Genomic DNA, 2,050 nt, shown 5'->3' on the forward strand with positions numbered 1-2,050 from the left:
AACGTGACCCAGCAGCAGATGAAGGACCTGGCCGTCAAGAAGACCCGCAAGATCGGCCGGCCCACGCCGAACTCCCGCTGGTCCAGCGCCGACCTGGCCCAGAAGGCGGTCAACCAGCTCGTCGAGCAGAACAAGGACCGGATCGCGAAGTTCGTCCAGGAGTCCGGCAAGGCCGGCAAGCCGCAGACGCTCAGCCTCACCGGCACGTACGGCTTGGGATCGCTGGGCGACAGCATGGACCACCTCGGCAACTACAGTGCGACCACGAGCAACCGCTTCACCGTGACCCTGGCGGCGAAGAAGGGCCACAAGCCCGGCGGCTTCTACGTGCTGACCGCCTACCCGCTGTAAGGAGCCGCACCATGCACGATCCCGCAGCCGAGGCCGGCGAGACGGTCTTCGACTTCGGCGTGACCGCGCTGGGCGCGTCGTTCCACGGGGACTGGGTGCTCGACGCCGGGGACGAACTGGACCACGTCCGGGCCCACCTCGGCGCCGAGGGAGACCCCGCAGGGCTGGTCCTGCTCGTCGAGGACCTCCTGCGGCTGCGGGACTCCGGGCTCGACGACGACGAGCTGGCCCTGCTGTGGCACGCCACCGACCCGCCGCTGGGCGGCGCCCCGGTGATCCACGGTGCCGCACGCGCATGGCTGGACCGGCTGCTGGCCGTGGTCGTCCCGCTGGCCCGCGCGCGCGGCGCGTCGGAGGCGTCCTGCACGACGTACCCCGCGTGCGCCGGGGGCGGCACCGGCGCGGCTGCGGCCGGGCACCGGCGGCTGACGCCGGAGGTGGTCGAGCTGATCGGCCTCCTCGACCCCCGGGCGGAGGGCCACGGGCCGGTGGACCTCACCCGCCGGGCGCTGGTGCGCTGTGCCGAAACGGTCTGCGCGGAGCTGGCGTTCCGTTTCCTGCTGCACGCCGCGAACGGGTTCTGGTCCCGGCTGACGCCGGAGACGTACGGCCGCATCGAGCGCGTCGGGGCGGCGTTCGGGCACGGCCCGCACGTCGTCGACGCGGTGCGCTACCTCGTCGACGCGTGAGCGCGGGCCCCGGCCGGGTTCCTCCCGGCCGGGGCCTTGCGCGGACGGTGGCGGAGGGCGCGGGCCGACGGAGCCCGGCGGACAGCCGGGTGCCCTCGAACTCGCGGGCCACCTCACCGGGATGGGCTTCGACCCCGCCCCCTCTTCCCCGCCGAACTGGCCGACCCGCTCGCGGTCCGCGGGGCGAGGACCTGGCGCGTACGCCCGGCGCGGAAGCGCGCCACGGCGGCGGCACGAACGTCATGACGTGCCCGGACGGTCGGTCCCCGACCGGTGCTAGGTTCCCTTCCCGTGATGGAGCACCAGGACGGGACCAGGGCGGCCTACGACGGGATCGTCGAGTTGTACGCGTCGATGTTCGCCAATCGGCTGGAGACGCAGCCGTTCTCACGGAACATGATCAGCACCTTCGCCGAGCTGGTGCGCGGGACGGGGAACCCGCGGGCGGCCGACGTCGGCTGCGGGCCGGGGCATCTGACGGCCATGCTGCACGACCTGGGGCTGGACGCCTTCGGGCTCGACCTCTCCCCGGCCATGGTCGACCACGCCCGGCGGGCCCATCCGGCGCTGCGGTTCGACGAGGCGCGCATGGAGGCCCTGCCGGTCGAGGACGGCGCGCTCGGCGGAGTGCTGGCCCACTACTCGATGATCCACACCCCGCCGGGGGAACTGCCCGCGCTGCTTGCCGAGCAGGCACGCGTCCTGGCACCAGGGGGGCTGCTCCTGGTCTCGTTCTTCGCGACCGACGGACCGGACCCCGTCCGCTTCGACCACAAGGTGACGCCCGCCTACAGCTGGCCGGTGGACCGGTTCGCCGAATTGCTGGCCGGGGCCGGCCTCGTCACGTTCGCCCGGCTGCTCCACGACCCCGCCTCCGAGCGCGGCTTCCTCGACGCCCACCTGCTGGCCCGCCTCTCCTAGTACTGCAATCACAGTTAGGGAGTGTGTCCGCGTTGTTTGTAGTGACTGTTGCGGGCGCGTGTCTGGCTGAGTCTTCGCCAGAGTGACCA

At 72.7% G+C, this 2,050-nt stretch carries 3 protein-coding genes; all 3 read left to right on the plus strand.

Features of this window, described 5'->3' with window-relative positions; translation table 11 throughout:
* Positions 1-351 (plus strand): RNase A-like domain-containing protein (locus AC07DW_RS34155; protein ID WP_478861481.1); only part of this gene is annotated, 351 nt, incomplete at its 5' end.
* A gap of 11 nt (positions 352-362) precedes the next feature.
* Entirely contained in the window at positions 363-1,040 is a 678-nt protein-coding gene (locus AC07DW_RS34160; protein WP_478861482.1) for a hypothetical protein, read from the plus strand.
* Between the two features lie 291 nt (positions 1,041-1,331).
* Positions 1,332-1,961: a class I SAM-dependent methyltransferase gene (locus AC07DW_RS34165; protein WP_478861483.1), complete on the plus strand. Its 630-nt coding sequence runs from the start codon at positions 1,332-1,334 to the stop codon at positions 1,959-1,961.
* The last annotated feature ends 89 nt before the right edge of the window (positions 1,962-2,050 follow it).

The sequence above is a fragment of the Streptomyces sp. NPDC045701 genome (genome assembly GCF_056432045.1).